16 protein-coding genes are annotated in these 16,220 nt (G+C 62.4%); 11 read left to right on the top strand and 5 right to left on the bottom strand.

Going from position 1 to position 16,220, the window contains the following annotated elements:
- Nucleotides 1–239: 239 nt before the first annotated feature.
- Entirely contained in the window at nt 240–1,982 is a 1,743-nt protein-coding gene (gene dauA, locus Q8M42_RS01425) for a C4-dicarboxylic acid transporter DauA (protein WP_275963406.1), read from the top strand.
- A gap of 59 nt (nt 1,983–2,041) precedes the next feature.
- On the opposite strand, the gene Q8M42_RS01420 is transcribed toward dauA, so the two are convergent.
- A complete protein-coding gene (locus tag Q8M42_RS01420; protein ID WP_275963407.1) occupies nt 2,042–2,515 on the bottom strand; it encodes a WbuC family cupin fold metalloprotein in 474 nt (157 codons plus the stop codon).
- 5 nt (nt 2,516–2,520) lie between these two features.
- Complete coding sequence (locus Q8M42_RS01415) at nt 2,521–3,078, bottom strand: hypoxanthine-guanine phosphoribosyltransferase (RefSeq protein WP_275963408.1); 558 nt, start codon at nt 3,076–3,078, stop codon at nt 2,521–2,523.
- Between the two features lie 245 nt (nt 3,079–3,323).
- Here Q8M42_RS01415 and upp point away from each other — a divergent pair, with 245 nt between their 5' ends.
- Entirely contained in the window at nt 3,324–3,962 is a 639-nt protein-coding gene (gene upp / locus Q8M42_RS01410) for a uracil phosphoribosyltransferase (protein WP_304866451.1), read from the top strand.
- Nucleotides 3,963–3,964: 2 nt separating this feature from the next.
- On the top strand, nt 3,965–5,233 hold the full coding sequence (locus tag Q8M42_RS01405) for a uracil-xanthine permease family protein (RefSeq protein ID WP_304866454.1): 1,269 nt from the start codon (nt 3,965–3,967) through the stop codon (nt 5,231–5,233).
- A gap of 212 nt (nt 5,234–5,445) precedes the next feature.
- On the opposite strand, the gene Q8M42_RS01400 is transcribed toward Q8M42_RS01405, so the two are convergent.
- The 3 genes from Q8M42_RS01400 to Q8M42_RS01390 form a co-directional block, all read right to left on the bottom strand.
- Nucleotides 5,446–6,777, bottom strand: a complete 1,332-nt coding sequence (locus tag Q8M42_RS01400; protein ID WP_304866456.1) for an MFS transporter — start codon at nt 6,775–6,777, stop codon at nt 5,446–5,448.
- Nucleotides 6,778–6,933: 156 nt separating this feature from the next.
- Entirely contained in the window at nt 6,934–7,956 is a 1,023-nt protein-coding gene (gene hemH, locus Q8M42_RS01395; protein ID WP_304866457.1) for a ferrochelatase, read from the bottom strand.
- Between the two features lie 12 nt (nt 7,957–7,968).
- Nucleotides 7,969–8,871 carry a TIGR01777 family oxidoreductase gene (locus tag Q8M42_RS01390; RefSeq protein ID WP_304866461.1) on the bottom strand — a complete coding sequence of 301 codons (903 nt, stop codon included), beginning with the start codon at nt 8,869–8,871 and terminating at the stop codon, nt 7,969–7,971.
- Nucleotides 8,872–9,066: 195 nt separating this feature from the next.
- Between Q8M42_RS01390 and Q8M42_RS01385 the strand changes: the two genes are divergently transcribed.
- The 8 genes from Q8M42_RS01385 to Q8M42_RS01350 all read left to right on the top strand — a co-directional run bounded on the left by Q8M42_RS01385 (nt 9,067) and on the right by Q8M42_RS01350 (nt 16,220).
- The gene (locus Q8M42_RS01385) at nt 9,067–10,059 is read left to right on the top strand and encodes an NAD(P)/FAD-dependent oxidoreductase (RefSeq protein WP_304866464.1); all 993 of its coding nucleotides are present in this window, start codon (nt 9,067–9,069) and stop codon (nt 10,057–10,059) included.
- Entirely contained in the window at nt 10,056–10,301 is a 246-nt protein-coding gene (locus Q8M42_RS01380) for a TIGR02450 family Trp-rich protein (protein WP_304866466.1), read from the top strand. The genes Q8M42_RS01385 and Q8M42_RS01380 overlap by 4 nt, the downstream gene beginning before the upstream one ends.
- 125 nt (nt 10,302–10,426) lie before the next feature.
- Entirely contained in the window at nt 10,427–11,392 is a 966-nt protein-coding gene (locus Q8M42_RS01375; RefSeq protein ID WP_304866469.1) for a 2-thiouracil desulfurase family protein, read from the top strand.
- Complete coding sequence (locus Q8M42_RS01370) at nt 11,389–12,327, top strand: MerR family transcriptional regulator (protein WP_304866472.1); 939 nt, start codon at nt 11,389–11,391, stop codon at nt 12,325–12,327. The genes Q8M42_RS01375 and Q8M42_RS01370 overlap by 4 nt, the downstream gene beginning before the upstream one ends.
- A 14-nt stretch (nt 12,328–12,341) precedes the next feature.
- Nucleotides 12,342–13,781 carry a deoxyribodipyrimidine photo-lyase gene (phrB, locus tag Q8M42_RS01365; RefSeq protein ID WP_304866544.1) on the top strand — a complete coding sequence of 480 codons (1,440 nt, stop codon included), beginning with the start codon at nt 12,342–12,344 and terminating at the stop codon, nt 13,779–13,781.
- Nucleotides 13,778–14,200: a nuclear transport factor 2 family protein gene (locus Q8M42_RS01360; RefSeq protein WP_304866475.1), complete on the top strand. Its 423-nt coding sequence runs from the start codon at nt 13,778–13,780 to the stop codon at nt 14,198–14,200. The genes phrB and Q8M42_RS01360 overlap by 4 nt, the downstream gene beginning before the upstream one ends.
- Nucleotides 14,197–14,976: an SDR family oxidoreductase gene (locus Q8M42_RS01355; RefSeq protein ID WP_304866477.1), complete on the top strand. Its 780-nt coding sequence runs from the start codon at nt 14,197–14,199 to the stop codon at nt 14,974–14,976. Before Q8M42_RS01360 ends, Q8M42_RS01355 begins: the two co-directional genes overlap by 4 nt.
- The gene (locus tag Q8M42_RS01350; protein ID WP_304866480.1) at nt 14,973–16,220 is read left to right on the top strand and encodes an NAD(P)/FAD-dependent oxidoreductase; all 1,248 of its coding nucleotides are present in this window, start codon (nt 14,973–14,975) and stop codon (nt 16,218–16,220) included. Before Q8M42_RS01355 ends, Q8M42_RS01350 begins: the two co-directional genes overlap by 4 nt.

Genomic DNA, 16,220 nt, shown 5'->3' with positions numbered 1-16,220 from the left:
CAAAATCTCGCCAGGCTAGGCGGAGGACGCAGGTAATGGTCGCCCCCTTGCCAAGTCCTCCAACACCGCATGGCGAGATTTTGCGCGCAACCCGCAGGGACGGGCCTGTTTTAGCGCGATACTGCGTTTCTCGACACTCATTTGGAACAACCAAACTTCGTGTCTCGTGCCTTGCCTCGCGCTAAAACAGGCTCCGGCGCGGCCGCGAACGAAACGGGAACAGACCCTAGGGAGTCATTATGTCGCTGCCCTTACCGCCGCTGTTCTCCGCCTGGCGCCAGACCTTGCGCGCCGGCTACGGCTGGAAAAACCTGCGCAGCGACCTGAGCGCCGGGGTCACGGTGGGCATCATCGCCATTCCGCTGGCCATGGCCCTGGCGATTGCCGTCGGTGTAGCACCGCAGCACGGCCTGTATACGGTGCTGGTGGCCGGTACGCTGATCGCCCTGTTTGGTGGCTCGCGCTTCAATGTTTCCGGGCCGACCGCCGCCTTTGTGGTGATTCTGTTGCCGATCACCCAGCAATTCGGCCTCGGCGGCCTGCTGCTGTGCACCCTGATGGCCGGGGTGATCCTGATTGCCCTCGGGCTGATGCGCGCCGGCCGCTTGATCGAATTTATCCCCTACCCGGTGACGCTGGGTTTTACCGCCGGCATCGGCATCGTCATCGCCACCCTGCAGATCAAGGATCTGCTGGGCCTGCACCTGATCACTGAGCCGAACAACTACATCGAACAACTCAACGGCCTGCTGCACGCCCTGCCCAGCCTGCAATTGGGCGACTGCCTGGTGGCGCTGGTGTGCCTGGCGACTCTGCTGATCTGGCCGCGCTGGGTGCCGAAAGTACCGGGGCATCTGGTGGCGCTGATGGTCGGCGCCTTGCTCGGGCTGCTACTGGAAAGCCTGCAGATTCCCGTGGCGACTATTGGCGAGCGTTTCAGCTACAGCCTGGATGGCGTTGAGCACCCCGGTATTCCGCCATTTCTGCCAAGCTTTATCTGGCCCTGGCAGCTACCTGGCGCAGATGGCCAACCGCTGGTGGTGAGTTTCGAGCTGTTTCGCCAACTGCTCGCCCCGGCCTTTGCCATCGCCATGCTCGGGGCGATTGAATCGCTGCTCTGCGCGGTGGTCGCCGATGGCATGACCGGCAGCAAGCATGACCCCAATGGCGAGCTGATCGGCCAGGGCATCGGCAACCTGGTCGCGCCGCTGTTCGGCGGCATCACCGCCACCGCCGCGATTGCCCGCAGCGCCGCCAACGTGCGCGCCGGGGCTTACTCGCCGATGGCCGCTATCGCCCACGCCGGCGTGGTGCTGATCGCTATCCTGTTTCTCGCGCCCCTGTTCAGCTACCTGCCGATGGCGGCGCTGGCAGCCTTGCTGCTGATAGTGGCGTGGAACATGAGCGAGCCGCGACATGTGCGCCACACCCTGCGCATCGCCCCGCGCAGTGATGTGCTGGTGCTGCTGACCTGCCTGATTCTTACCGTGCTGTTCGATATGGTGCTGGCCGTGGGCGTCGGCCTGCTGCTGGCCGCCGGATTGTTTATCAAACGCATGAGCGACCTGACCGATACCGAAGCGCTGCCCAAGCACTTTCACCAGGCGCTGAATGACCTGCCCGAGCATGTGCTGGCCTACGCGATTCGCGGGCCGCTGTTCTTCGGCGCAGCGGAAAAGGCCCTAAGCGTGCTCAGACGCTTTACCCCTGGGGTGAAGGTGGTGATCGTCGATATCAGCGCGGTGCCGCTGCTGGATATGACCGCCATCGCCGCACTGGACAACGTACTGCGCGACTACCGCGAGCAGCAGGTCGGACTGATATTGAGCGGGCCGACGGCCCAGGTGCGCCTGCAATTGCGCCGCGCAGGGATAGTACGAGTGGAAGGACAGCTGGCCTATGTGCGCGACCTGGCCCAAGCCAGGGAGAAAGCGTTGCGTTGGCTAGCGCCAAAGGCCGATGGAGAAGCAGAGCTCGTGTAGCCCGGATGCAATCCGGGGAAATCTAACGCAGCATAAACCGCTCCCGGATTGCATCCGGGCTACCTAAATTGCGCGCGCATCCAGGCTTGGTAGTCGGCAACCCCAGGCTCGCCTTCACGCGGCGCCCAGCTGGCCTGCTCGCCCTCGCCCACCGGTTTGTAGGGCCCGGCTTTGCACTCGAACAGAATGCTGTCGGCTTCCAATACCACCAGGGCGTGAAACACTCCTGGCGGCAGGTCGACGCCGACACAGGCGCCACCCGCCTCCAGCACGCGCTTATCCAGCACCTCACCGCTGTCATTAAAGATCAGCAAGCCCAGGCGACCTTTCAGCACCAGCAGCGCTTCGGCCTTATCCGCCGAAAGATGGCGATGCGGCGGGATATAGGTGTCCGGCTGCAGCCCCACCGCCATGCGATGGCAGGGCTCTTCCATCTGGTGGAAGTTATGGTGCTGGCGTTGCCGTGAGCTGGCCGCCGCTTGCTCGGCCAGTGCGCCAAACAGGGTCTGATCGAGAAAGCGTGGCTCAGTCATGCGTCTTACAACCCTTTAACTGCATAGATACCCGGCGCATTGCGCCAGTAGCCCTTGTAGTCCATACCATAGCCAAACACGTAACGATCAACGCAGGCCATGCCAACGTAATCAGCCTTGAGGTCGGGGCGTGCCTTGCGGTCGTGGGTCTTGTCTACCAGCACAGCGATGCGCACGTTCTTGGCGCCGGCGTGCCGGCAAAAATCGATGATTGCACCGAGGGTGTGCCCTTCATCGAGGATGTCGTCGATGATCAGCACGTCGCGGTCGATAAAGGAGATTTCCGGTTTGGCCTTCCAGAACAGCTCGCCGCCGCTGGTTTCATTGCGGTAGCGAGTGGCGTGCAGATAGGACAATTCCAGCGGGAAGTTGAGCTTGGGCAGCAGCTTGCCGGAGAAGATCAGCCCGCCGTTCATCACGCAGAACACTACAGGATTGCTGTCGGCCATCTCGTTGTTGATGGCGGCCGCCATGCTGTCGATGGCCACCTCAACCTCGGCATTGCTGTGCAGGCAATCGGCTTCAGCCATAACTTGGCGGATATGCGCGAGATCGACGGACATGCTGTTTCCTCTTGGGAGCGGGACGCCAGACCAGAAAGCTGATCAATGCGTCAAAATAAAAGCCGGCAAAGGTACGCATCTGCGCCATGCAGAGCAAGCCCCGGCAGACCAACTGCGGCAATTGCCCGCAAGCGGCGACACGTTAGCCGCTATTTAGCGACATTAGGCCATCTTGGCCCAGCACTTGGCATAGCCAATGCTTTAATCTAACGCAATTTTTCGCCCGTCCTGCCGGAGACCCCGCCATGCCCATCCTCGAGATCCGCCACCCGCTGATCCGCCACAAACTCGGCCTGATGCGCCGCGCCGATATCAGCACGAAGAACTTTCGCGAGCTGGCCCAGGAAGTTGGCGCGCTGCTGACCTACGAGGCAACCAAGGATCTGCCGCTGGAAAACTGCGAGATCGAAGGCTGGTGCGGCACCGTGCAGGTGGAAAAAATCTCCGGCAAGAAAATCACCGTCGTACCCATCCTGCGTGCAGGCATCGGCATGCTCGAAGGCGTACTCAGCCTGATTCCCGGGGCCAAAGTCAGCGCCGTGGGCGTGGCGCGCAATGAGGAGACGCTGCAGGCACATACCTACCTGGAAAAGCTGGTGCCGGAAATCGACGAGCGTCTGGCGATGATCATCGACCCGATGCTGGCCACCGGCGGCTCGATGGTCGCCACCATCGACCTGCTGAAAAAAGCCGGCTGCAAGGATATTCGCGCCATGGTGCTGGTCGCCGCTCCTGAAGGCATCAAGGTGGTCAACGACGCACACCCGGATGTGCTGATCTTCACCGCCTCCATCGACGAGCGCCTGAACGAACACGGCTACATCATTCCCGGCCTCGGTGATGCCGGCGACAAGATCTTCGGCACCAAGCAGAAGGACGCCTAAGCATGCAGGACGAATACAACGATCCACTCTGGCGCCAGGGCATTTCCGGCGCGCAGATGCTGTTTGTGGCCTTCGGCGCACTGGTGCTGATGCCGCTGATCACCGGCATGGACCCCAACGTCGCGCTGTTCACCGCTGGTATCGGCACCCTGCTGTTCCAACTGGTGACCGGTCGCCAGGTTCCGGTGTTTCTGGCCTCCAGCTTTGCTTTTATCGCACCGATTCTCGCCGCCAAAGGTGAGTTCGGCCTGCCGGCCGTGCTCGGCGGCATCGTCGCCTCGGGCCTGGTGTATATCCTGCTCAGCGCCGTGGTGCGGGTTAAAGGCGCGGGCTTTATCGACCGCCTACTGCCGCCCGTGGTGATTGCCCCGGTGATCATTTCCATCGGCCTGGCGCTGTCGCCAGTGGCGGTGAACATGGCCATGGGCAAGGCCGGCGATGGCAGCGCGCAGCTGGTGCCGTATGAAACCGCCATGCTGATTTCCATGTCAGCGCTGCTCACCACCGTGCTGGTTGCCGCCATGGGCCGTGGCCTGCTGCGCCTGGTGCCGATCCTCGCGGGGATTATCGTTGGCTGCATCGTCGCTGCGTTCTGCGGGGTGATCGACACCAGCAATGTCGCGGCCGCACCCTGGCTGGCGATTCCGGCATTCGTGACACCCGAGCTGCATTGGGGTGCGATTCTCTACATCGTCCCGGTCGCCCTGGCTCCGGCTATCGAGCATATCGGCGGCGTGGTAGCGATCGGCAGCGTGACCGGCAAGAACTTTATCAAGAAGCCCGGCCTGCACCGCACCCTGCTTGGCGACGGCCTGGCCACCTCGGCCGCTGGCCTGTTCGGCGGCCCACCCAACACCACTTACGCGGAAGTCACCGGCGCGGTGATGCTGACCAAGAACTACAACCCGAAGATCATGACCTGGGCGGCCTGCTTCGCCATCGGTCTGGCCTTTGTCGGCAAGTTCGGCACCGCGCTGCAGAGCATTCCGGTACCGGTGATGGGCGGCATTCTCTGCCTGCTGTTCGGCTCCATCGCGGTGGTCGGTTTGAATACCCTGATCCGTCACCAAGTCGATCTGTCCGAAGCACGTAACCTGATCATTGTTTCGGTGACCCTGGTGTTCGGCATCGGCGGCATGATGATTGGCAACAGCGACTTCGCCCTCTCCGGCATTTCCCTGTGCGCCATCTGCGCCCTGGTACTTAACCTGGTGTTGCCGGGTGGCCAAGGCTGGCGCAGCAAGACCGTGCTGGAAGAGCCGGATTTGTAGCTCGCAACCGTTTAAGCGGTTAACTGTATTAGAGAGCCTTGGTTGGTGAGCCAAGACGTAGGATCGGTGGAGCCGCCTAGGTGATAACCCATCAATTGGCTGATGGGTTATCACCCATCCTACGGTTCTAAGCGCAAAAGAATGCCGCTTGCCTGTAACAGGGAAGCGGCATTTTTCTTAAGTGAACAGTATTACGCGATTGCTAGCCCGACTCAGGCCGGATTAGCCGACCACTGCTGCAAGCGCACCACACTTTCGCGGTAGGGCTTGAGACTCATGCTCAGCAGCACGATGGAGCTGAACACGGCGATGCTGGTGACGATCAGCAGCGAATAACGCAGCGCCATGTCATCGGCAAACACATAGTCAGTCACCAGCGCCACCGCCGTCGGACCGATGCCCAGGCCGATCAGGGTGATCACAAATAGGTAGATCGCCGAGGCCTGGCCGCGCATCGAGTTGGGCATGATTTCCTGAATCGCCGCCGGTGCGACACCAAATGGCATGCTCAGAAAAAACACCGCCGGCGCGGTGAGAATCGCCGCCCATAGCGCAGTTTCCATCAGCGGGAAGGCCAGCACACATGGCACCGCACCGATGGCTGCATACAGACCGACGCGCATATTGGCATCGCTGCTGCCGCGCTTGGCCATCCAGTCCGCCAGACGGCCGCCAAAGACGATACCCAGACAACCGAACACCGCAACAATGCTGCCATAGACGATGCCGACCTGGCCGGCGTCCCAGCCGTAGGTGCGGATAAAGAAGGTCGGAATCCAGGCCGCGCTGCCGTAACCGGCAAACGCCAGGCCGGCAAAACCGAAGTTATGGCACAGCACGGTACGCCGGTTGGCACGGATATACCGGCCAACATCCGCCAGCGGCACCGCGATACCGGCACCAACGCCGCGCCGCACGGGCTCCTTGACCGCCAGCAGAAGCAGAGTAAAGAGAATCCCTGCCGCACCGAGAATCAGAAAAATCAGCTGCCAGGGGCGCACTTCACCAAACACCGGTAGCGTCACATCGCCCTGCGCCGAGGCGAACTGGATCACCAGGCCGCCAAGCAGAAAGGCCAGACCGGAGCCGAGGTAAACCCCCATGGAATACACGCTGATGGCGGTGGCGCGGCGTTCGGCCGGAAAGCTGTCGGCAATCAGCGAATAGGCCGCCGGCGACAACGCCGCCTCGCCGACGCCCACGCCAATGCGGCAGAGCAGAAATTGCCAGTACAGCTTGGCCATACCGCAGGCAGCGGTGGCCGCACTCCAGAACAGCACGCCGATGGCGATCAGCCCGCGGCGGCTTTTGGTATCGGCCAGTCGGCCCAGAGGGATGCCGCATACGGTGTAGAACAGCGCAAAGGACAGGCCCATCAACAGGCTCATCTGCGTGTCACTGATCATCAGGTCGCGGCGGATCGGGCCAACCAGCAGATTGAGAATCTGCCGGTCGATAAACGACAGCACGTACGCCACCATCAGGATGGCGACCGTTACCCAGGCGCGGGTGGAAGAGGGATAGCCGTTATTGTTGTTGGGCACTGGCAGTCTCCTCGGCACCGTTGGTGCGGTGCACGACGGTTGAAAGAGCTGCCAGCTTAGGCCGATATACAGAGCGATGAGTATCGCCCTTAGGTGTTATCAGTGAGGCGAATGCGCGGCATCCCTTCGAGCGAATGACAGCCGCGCCTTATTCGGTTAGAGCATCAGCGGTGCGCGCTCGCTCAGCGTTTTTAATGCGGCCACCCAGCTTGGGTGATCATTCAGACACGGCACCAGCTGCAGACTCTCGCCGCCGGCTTCAACAAACTGCTCGCGGCCACGGTCGCCGATTTCTTCCAGGGTTTCGATGCAATCGGCGACAAAGGCCGGGCACATCACCAAGAGCTTCTTCACGCCCTGTTTGGCCAGCTCGTCGAGACGCGCTTCGGTGTAGGGCTCGATCCACTTGGCGCGGCCCAGGCGCGATTGGAACGACACCGACCATTGCTCGGGCTTAAGCCCCATGCGCTGGGCAAACAGCTCGGCGCTTCGTAAACATTGTGCGCGGTAACAGCTGGCAAGCACTTCGGGCGCGGCCGTACGGCAGCAATCGGCGCCTTTCAGGCAGTGATTACTGGGGTCTAGCTTGTGCAGATGCCGTTCCGGCAGGCCGTGGAAACTCAGCAGCAGATGGTCGAAATCCTGTTCCAGATAAGGCTTGGCGCTGTCGACCAGGGCGTCCAGGTATTCCGGCTGATCGAAGAATGGCGGCAGGATGGAAAAGCGGATTGGCAGCTGCTGCTCACGCACTACCCGCTTGGCTTCTTCGATCACCGTGGTGGTGGTGCTGTCGGCAAACTGCGGGTAAAGCGGCGCCAGGGTGACCTGCTTGATGCCCTGCTCGGCCAGACGGGTCAGCACGGTTTGCAGCGACGGCTCGCCATAGCGCATGGCCAGCTCCACCGGGCCGTGACTCCAGGACGCCTTCATCGCTTGATGCAGACGCTTGCTCAGCACCACCAGCGGCGAGCCTTCGTCCCACCAGATCGAGGCATAGGCATGCGCCGAAGCCGCCGGACGCTTGATCAATATCAGCGAAACGATCAGCCGGCGCAGCGGCCATGGCACATCAATGACATAAGGATCCATAAGGAACTGGTTGAGATAGCGGCGCACATCAGCCACGGAAGTGGAGGCCGGCGAGCCCAGATTTACCAGTAACAAGGCGTGATCGGTCATGCAAAGTCCTAATCAGTGATGGCCCAGCAAATCCGCCAGGGCCACATCCAAATGAGTAAAACGAAAACTGAAGCCAGCCTCCTGCAAGCGCGTCGGCATCGCGCGCTGGCCACCGAGCAGCAGCACCGACAGCTCACCCAGCAGCATGCGCAGGGCAATGGCCGGGGCCGGCATAAAGGCCGGGCGGTGCAGCTCGCGGCCCAAGGCCTGGCTGAAGGCACGGTTGCGCTCAGGCGTCGGCGCGCAGGCATTATAAGGACCACTGGCCGAGTCCTGCTGCAGGAGAAAATCAATCAGGGCGATTTGATCAGCCAGATGAATCCACGGCATCCACTGCCGACCATTGCCCAAAGGGCCTCCCAAGCCGAGCTTAAAGGGCAATAGCAGGCGCTTGAGGAAACCGCCGTCACTGGCCAGCACCAGCCCGGTGCGCAGCAGCACCACACGGATATCCAAATCCTCGGCGCGCTGGGCAGTTTCTTCCCAAGCGCCACACAGCTGCGCGGCGAAATCCTCGCTCACTGGCGGCGAATCCTCATGCAGCTCGCGCTCGCCACCATCGCCATACCAACCTACGGCTGAACCGGACAACAGCACCTGCGGCTTGTGCGCGCGACACTCCAACCAGGCCAGCAGTTGTTCGGTCAGACCAATTCGGCTGGCCCACAGCAACGCCTTGCGCTTGCGCGTCCAGGGCCGGTCGGCAATCGGCGCACCAGCCAGGTTGACCACGGCATCCAGCGGCTCTTCACCCAGCTCATCAAGCTGGCCAATGCCACGCACCGCCTCGCCACAAAGGGCAGCAACCTGCTCGGGACGGCGGCTCCACACCGTCAGCTGATGGCCTTGTTGCAGCCAGTGGCGGCATAGCGCTCGCCCTATCAAGCCGGTCCCGCCAGTCAGAAGTATGTGCATCACAATGTCCTCGCATGGCCTTTGCATAATTCACAACCGCCGACTGATTTATGCCTGTTTGTGGCTTCAATCCGGCTGCAGGTTGTCTTAACTATAGGAAGGCAGGATCGACTCCGGCACAGCTTATACACAAAAACCATATTGTATAGCTTTTGTCTAAAGCGTAGCCTAACGCTTGAAAACACGAGGTAGACCATGACCGCTCTACACCCCATCGCCATCATCGGCACCGGCATCGCCGGGCTGTCTGCCGCTCAGGCGCTGCATGCCGCCGGGCACCTGGTGCAGCTGTTCGACAAGAGCCGCGGCAGTGGCGGCCGCATGGCCAGCAAGCGCAGCGATGCCGGCGCGCTGGACCTTGGCGCGCAGTACTTCACCGCCCGCGACCGTCGTTTTGTCGAGGTGGTGCAGCAGTGGCAAGCCCGTGGCTGGGTCGCCGAATGGACCCCCAGCCTGTACAACTTCAATAACGGCCAGCTCAGCGCCTCGCCGGACGAGCAGGTGCGCTGGGTCGGCAGCCCGCGCATGAGTGCGATCACCCGCGCCATGCTCGGCGCACTGCCGGTAAGCTTCTCCTGCCGCATCACCGAAGTGTTTCGCGGCGAACAGCACTGGCACCTGCAAGATGCCGAGGGCAATAACCACGGTCCGTTCAGCCACGTAATCGTCGCCACCCCGGCGCCACAGGCCACCACCCTGCTGTCCAGCGCACCGAAACTCGCCGGCGCCGCCGCCAGCGTGGCCATGGACGCAACCTGGGCAGTGGCCCTGGCCTTTGCCAACCCGCTGGAAACCCGTGTCGAAGGCTGCTTTGTCCAGGACAGCCCGCTCGACTGGCTGGCCCGTAACCGCAGCAAACCCGGCCGCGACACCAGCCTCGACACCTGGGTGCTGCACGCCACCAGCCAGTGGACCAAACAGCACCTGGATCTGCCCAAGGAAGCGGTAATCGAACACCTGCTCGGAGCCTTCGCCGAACTGATCGGCTGCGCCGTGCCCGCCCCAGCGTTCAGCCTGGCGCACCGTTGGCTCTACGCCCGTCCGGCCAGCGCACACCAGTGGGGCGTACTGGCCGATGCCGACCTGGGCATCTATGCCTGCGGCGACTGGTGCCTGTCCGGCCGGGTTGAAGGCGCCTGGCTGAGCGGCCAGGAAGCGGCGCGACGCTTGCTCGAACACCTGCAATGAGCGCCCAACAGCGTACTGCGCCAGGCAAGCACCGGCTCAACCCACGCAAGCTGCTGCTGTCGAAATGGACAGCAGCGCAGCCGCAGAACCGTGAAAAGCATTTTCTCGTCACCGAACTGTTCTGCGACGAAGACGGCACGGTGCTGCAGATCGAATTGCAGGCCGTGCTTAACCAGCGCTGCCAACGCCTGGACTGGCGTGTGCTGGAAAACCCCGAACACTGGCGTATGGGCTGGAAGTAACAGGCCTACACACAAAACCCTACAGTAGTTGTACAAAGATATTGACTTGTACAATTACAAACCTATGATGAACTCAAGTTGTACATCCATCAGGATCTGTACAAGTCGTACATCAGAGGTTGCCCATGAGCCCATCCGAAACCGCCACCGGCAAACCCAAACTGGGCATCAGTGCCTGCCTGCTGGGTTCCGAAGTGCGCTATAACGGCGGTCACAAGGAATCGCGCCTGTGCAGCCGCACCCTCAGCGAATATTTCGACTTCGCCCCGCTGTGCCCGGAAGTAGCCATCGGCATGGGCATCCCGCGTGAACCGATCCGCCTGGTTGGCGACCCGCAAGCGCCGCGCGCCGTGGGTACAGTAAGACGCGAGGTGGATGTCACCGCGCCGCTGGCCGAGTACGGCGAACGCATGGCCGGCGAGCTGACGGATATCTGCGGCTACATCTTTATGCAGCAGTCGCCGTCCTGCGGGCTGCACCGGGTCAAGGTCTATCAGGACAACGGCCGCCCCAGCGAGCCTGGCCGTGGCATCTTTGCCCAGGCCTTCTGCGCCCGCCATCCCAACCTGCCGGTGGAAGAAGACGGCCGCCTGAATGATCCGATTCTGCGCGAGAACTTTATCACCCGCGTTTTTGCCTACGCCGAATGGCAACAACTGCTGCGCGATGGCCTGACCCGCAAGCGCCTGATCGACTTTCACTCGCGCTACAAATACCTACTGATGGCCACCAACCCCATGCAGTACAAACTGCTCGGGCGCATGCTCGGCAACCTTGGCCAGCACGACATCAACGAGCTGGCGCCGCGCTATTTCAGCGAGCTGATGAGTGCACTGAAAAGCTGCGCCACCCGCCGTACCCACAGCAACGTGCTGCAGCACCTCAGCGGCTACCTCAAGCAGTCACTGAGCAGTGACGAAAAACAGGAAATGCAGCAGCTGATCGGCCAGTATCGCCACGGCGTGGTGCCGCTGGTGGTGCCCATGACCCTGCTCAAGCATCACTTCCGCCGTCACCCGGACACCTATATTGCGCAGCAGGTCTACCTGCAACCGCACCCGGAAAACCTCAGCCTGCGTAACGCCCTATGAGCCTGCAGCCAACCAGCACAGGCGCCGCCGACGATTACCAGGCGGCCATCGCTCAGGGTTTTATGCCGATCCGCGATGTGGCGCGCATCACCGGGGTCAACGCCGTCACCCTGCGCGCCTGGGAACGCCGTTACGGTCTGATCGTGCCGCACCGCACGCCCAAGGGCCATCGCTTGTATGCCGATGAGCATGTGCTGCGTATTCAGGCGATTCTCACCTGGCTCAATCGCGGCGTCTCGGTCAGCCAGGTCAAGGGTCTGCTGCGTTCCAATCAACCGGCGTTTGCCGAGGCCAACTCGCAATGGGAAGCCCGACGCCAGCAGCTGCAGGAAGCCATCTGCAACCTCAACGAGCGGCGTGTGGATGAGTGTTTCAACAGCGAACTGGCGCTCTACCCGCCGCACACCCTGTGCCAGCAATTGCTGTTGCCGCTGCTGAGTGATCTGGAGCTGCGCTGGCGTAACCAGTTCGGCGCCCAGGCCGAGCGGGTGTTCTTCTATTCCTGGCTGCGCAGCAAGCTCGGTGCGCGCCTGTACCACAACAACCGCCAGTGCAACGGCGCGCCGCTGCTGCTGATCAACGTCTCCGACCTGCCGATGGCCCCCGGCCTGTGGCTGACCGCCTGGCTGGCGAGCAGCGCCGGCTGCCCGGTGGACGTCTTCGACTGGCCGCTGCCGCCGACCGAACTGGCCCTGGCGGTCGAGCATATCCAGCCGCGTGCGGTGCTGCTGTATTCCAGCCAGGCGCTGAACAGCACCCACCTGCAGCGCCTGCTCGGCGGTTATGACTGCCCCTGCCTGCTGGTCGGTCAGGTGGTGCAGATCCACGCCGAAGAGTTAGTCGCCATCACCGCGCAAAACGCCGAACTGAGCCTGGCCGCCGACCCGCTGGCCGCGCTGCACAGCCTGACCGACCTTAACCTGCTGCACAGCTGACGGAATTGAACATGCTGCAATTGATCTGGTTTCGTACCGACCTGCGCGTGCAGGACAACAGCGCCCTCGCTGCCGCCATGAGCAGCGGCCCGACCGTGGCGCTGTACCTGCTCAGCCCCGGTCAGTGGCTGAGCCACGATGATGCGCCGAGCAAGGTCGACTTCTGGCTGCGCAACCTCAAGGAACTGGCCACTGAGCTGGGCAAACTCAATGTGCCGCTGCTGGTGCGTGAAGCCGATAACTGGAGCGCCGCGCCGCAGGTGATCGGCGAGCTGTGCCAACAGCTGCAAATCGGCACGGTGCAGGTCAACGAAGAGTACGGCGTGCATGAAAGCCGTCGCGATCAGGCCGTAGCCGATGCGCTGGATGGCCTAGGGGTAAATTTTCGCAGCCATCTGGATCAGCTGTTCTTCAAGCCCGGCAGCGTGCTGACCAAATCCGGCAGCTACTTTCAGGTCTACAGCCAGTTCCGCAAGGTCTGTTACCAGCGCCTGCACAGCGCTCTGCCCGCGCTTGTCGCCACACCTAAAGCGCAAGCCCCGCTGGCAATCCAAAGCGATGCCATTCCAGAGCACGTTGCAGGCTTCGCCCTGCCCCCGGCAGCCCTGCGTGAACTGTGGCCCGCCGGTGAAGCCGAGGCGGCGCGGCGCCTGGATGATTTTGCCGCGCAGCAGATCGACTTCTACCAGAGCGCCCGCGACTTCCCCGCACAGCCCGGCACCAGCCAGCTGTCCGCTTACCTGGCCGCCGGGGTGATCTCGCCGCGCCAATGTCTGCATGCCGCCTTGCAGGCCAACCAGGGCGAGTTCGACAGCGGCAATATCGGAGTGATCACCTGGATCAACGAACTGCTCTGGCGCGAGTTCTACAAACATATTCTGGTCGGCTACCCGCGCGTGTCCATGCACCGCGCATTCCGCGCGGAAACCGAAGCAGTGGCCTGGCGTGATGCGCCGCTGGAGCTGAAAGCCTGGCAGGAAGGCCGCACTGGTTTTCCGATCATCGATGCCGCGATGCGTCAGTTGCTGGCCACCGGTTGGATGCACAACCGCCTGCGCATGATCGTGGCGATGTTTCTGACCAAGAACCTGCTGATCGACTGGCGCGAAGGCGAGCGCTTTTTTATGCGCCACCTGATCGATGGCGACCTGGCGGCGAACAATGGCGGCTGGCAGTGGAGTTCCTCTACCGGCACCGATTCGGCGCCGTACTTCCGCATCTTCAACCCGCTGAGCCAGTCGCAGAAATTCGACCCGGATGGGCGCTTTATCCGTCAATGGCTGCCGGAGCTGGTCGGCCTGAACAAAACCAATATCCATAACCCGGCGGCCATCGGCGGGCTGTTCGGTATCGCCGATTACCCCGCGCCGCTTGTTGACCTGAGCAAGAGCCGCACACGCGCCCTGGCAGCGTTCAAGAGCCTGCCGCACTTTGCCGGCGAGGAGGTGCTATGAGCGACTTTCTGCGCCAGTTCGCCCAGGACTTTGCCGGGCTGAACAAGGACAACCTCGACCGCCTGGGCCAGCTCTACAGCGACGACGCGCTGTTTTGCGACCCAATGCACGAGGTGCGCGGGCTGCCCAATATGCAGCGCTACTTCGCCGAGATGTACGCCAATGTCAGCGAACTGCGCTTCGATTTCTACGGCTTCGATCAGGTGCGTGACGGTGAAGGCTACCTGCGCTGGACCATGAGTTACCGCCATCCGCGACTGGCCGGCGGCCAACTGATCCGTGTGGAGGGCTGCTCGCACTTGCTGTGGCACAGCAAGGTCTATCGCCACCGCGACTATTTCGACGCCGGCAGCCTGCTCTATGAGCACCTGCCCTTAATTGGCCCGGCAATTCGCTGGCTGAAACGGAGGTTGGCATGAACGCGAACACACGGCGCATCTGGCTCACCGGTGCCAGCAGCGGCATCGGCGCCGCCCTGGCCGAACAACTGCTTGAGCAGGGCCACCGTCTAGCCCTCAGCGCCCGCAGCCTTGAACCGCTGCAGGCTTTGGCCAAGCGCTATCCGCAGCAAGTGCTGGTGGTTGCGGGCGACCTCGGCGATGCCGCCCAGGTGCGTGCCATCGGTGAGCATATCGGCCAGGTTTGGGGCGCGCTGGACTGCGCCATCCTCAATGCCGGCACGTGCGAGTATGTCGAGGTCAGCGCCTTCGAGGCGGCGATGGTTGAGCGGGTCATGCGCGCCAACGTGCTCTCTGCAAGCTACTGCATCGAAGCGGCCCTGCCCTTGCTGCGCCAGGGCAACCGCGCGCATCTGGTCGGCGTCGGCAGCTCGGTGACCTTTATGCCGCTGCCCCGCGCCGAAGCCTACGGCGCGTCCAAGGCGGCCATGCGCTACCTGCTGGAAGCCCTGCGCATCGACCTGCACGCCGAGAACATTGCCGTCACCCTGATCAGCCCCGGCTTTGTCGACACCCCGCTGACGCAGAAAAACGACTTCCCCATGCCTATGCGCTGGCCGGTGGACAAAGCCGCCCGCTATATCGCCGAGCGCCTGCAGCAGCAGCCCTTTGAAATAAGCTTCCCCGGCCCCTTTATCGCCATGCTCAAGCTGCTCGGCCATCTGCCCAAGCGCTTGCAGGTGGCCATTGGCGCCCGTATGGCCCGCACTGACGCCAAGACCAAGGACAACCCATGAAGATCGCCATTATCGGCAGCGGTATCGCCGGCTTGACCAGCGCCTATCTCCTCAACCGCAACCACGACATCACAGTATTCGAGGCCGGCGACTGGATTGGCGGGCACACCCACACCGTGGAGGTACAGGTTGCTGGCCAGCACTACGCCGTGGACACCGGTTTTATCGTGTTCAACGACTGGACCTACCCGAACTTTATCCGCTTGCTCAGCCAGCTCGGCGTCGGTTTTAAGGCCACCGAGATGAGCTTCTCGGTCAGCGACCCAGTCAGCGGCGTGGAATACAACGGGCACAGCCTTAACAGCCTGTTCGCCCAGCGCAGTAACCTGGTGTCGCCGAAATTCTGGGGCATGGTGCGCGACATCCTGCGCTTCAATCGCGAGGCGCTGAACGACCTTAATCTGCAGCGCATCGCCAGCGATATGACCCTGGGTGACTACCTCAAGGCCAATTGTTACAGCGAGCGCTTTATCCAGCATTACATCGTGCCCATGGGCGCGGCGATCTGGTCGATGTCACTGAACGACATGCTCGGTTTTCCGCTGCAGTTCTTTGTGCGTTTCTTCAAAAACCACGGCTTGCTGTCGGTCAGTGATCGGCCGCAGTGGTGTGTGGTCGAGGGCGGTTCCAGCAGCTATGTCGCGCCGCTGACCGAGTCCTTCAAGCAGCATATTCGCCTGAACTGCCCGGTGATCCGGGTCGAGCGTGATGGCGATGGCGTGACTGTGCACAGCGCCGCCGGCAGCGAGCGCTTCGACAAGGTGATTTTCGCCTGCCACAGCGACCAGGCCCTGGCGCTGCTGGCCGAACCCACGCGCATCGAGAAGGAAATCCTCGGCGCGCTGCCCTATGCCGATAACGACGTGGTGCTGCACACCGACACCCGTTTGCTGCCGCAACGGCCACTGGCCTGGGCCAGCTGGAACTATCGCCTCGGCGGCCCGGTGGATCAGCCGGCAGCCGTGACCTATGACATGAATATCCTGCAGGGCATTCAGAGCGACACCACCTTCTGCGTCAGCCTGAACCAGACCGCCGCCATCGACCCGAACAAGATCCTCGCGCGCTACACCTACGCCCACCCGCAATACAGCCTGGCCGGCATGGCCGCGCAAGCGCGCTGGGAAGAGCTGCTCGGCGCCAACCACAGCTACTTCTGCGGTGCGTACTGGGCCAATGGCTTCCATGAAGATGGCGTGGTCAGCGCGCTGCGCGTGGCCCGCGAATTCGGTGAGGCGCTGTAG

The sequence above is a fragment of the Pseudomonas sp. genome, assembly GCF_030684895.1.
Lineage (GTDB): Bacteria > Pseudomonadota > Gammaproteobacteria > Pseudomonadales > Pseudomonadaceae > Aquipseudomonas.
Note: the sequence above shows the minus strand (reverse complement) of the source record. Positions and strands in the feature narration are given on the sequence as shown.

What these genes read in the sequence shown, in the direction of transcription:
- dauA (WP_275963406.1), top strand. Translation starts at nt 240, where the DNA reads ATGTCGCTGCCCTTACCGCCGCTGTTCTCCGCCTGGCGCCAGACCTTG.
- Q8M42_RS01420 (WP_275963407.1), bottom strand. Translation starts at nt 2,515, where the DNA reads ATGACTGAGCCACGCTTTCTCGATCAGACCCTGTTTGGCGCACTGGCC.
- Q8M42_RS01415 (WP_275963408.1), bottom strand. Translation starts at nt 3,078, where the DNA reads ATGTCCGTCGATCTCGCGCATATCCGCCAAGTTATGGCTGAAGCCGAT.
- upp (WP_304866451.1), top strand. Translation starts at nt 3,324, where the DNA reads ATGCCCATCCTCGAGATCCGCCACCCGCTGATCCGCCACAAACTCGGC.
- Q8M42_RS01405 (WP_304866454.1), top strand. Translation starts at nt 3,965, where the DNA reads ATGCAGGACGAATACAACGATCCACTCTGGCGCCAGGGCATTTCCGGC.
- hemH (WP_304866457.1), bottom strand. Translation starts at nt 7,956, where the DNA reads ATGACCGATCACGCCTTGTTACTGGTAAATCTGGGCTCGCCGGCCTCC.
- Q8M42_RS01390 (WP_304866461.1), bottom strand. Translation starts at nt 8,871, where the DNA reads ATGCACATACTTCTGACTGGCGGGACCGGCTTGATAGGGCGAGCGCTA.
- Q8M42_RS01385 (WP_304866464.1), top strand. Translation starts at nt 9,067, where the DNA reads ATGACCGCTCTACACCCCATCGCCATCATCGGCACCGGCATCGCCGGG.
- Q8M42_RS01380 (WP_304866466.1), top strand. Translation starts at nt 10,056, where the DNA reads ATGAGCGCCCAACAGCGTACTGCGCCAGGCAAGCACCGGCTCAACCCA.
- Q8M42_RS01375 (WP_304866469.1), top strand. Translation starts at nt 10,427, where the DNA reads ATGAGCCCATCCGAAACCGCCACCGGCAAACCCAAACTGGGCATCAGT.
- Q8M42_RS01370 (WP_304866472.1), top strand. Translation starts at nt 11,389, where the DNA reads ATGAGCCTGCAGCCAACCAGCACAGGCGCCGCCGACGATTACCAGGCG.
- Q8M42_RS01360 (WP_304866475.1), top strand. Translation starts at nt 13,778, where the DNA reads ATGAGCGACTTTCTGCGCCAGTTCGCCCAGGACTTTGCCGGGCTGAAC.
- Q8M42_RS01355 (WP_304866477.1), top strand. Translation starts at nt 14,197, where the DNA reads ATGAACGCGAACACACGGCGCATCTGGCTCACCGGTGCCAGCAGCGGC.
- Q8M42_RS01350 (WP_304866480.1), top strand. Translation starts at nt 14,973, where the DNA reads ATGAAGATCGCCATTATCGGCAGCGGTATCGCCGGCTTGACCAGCGCC.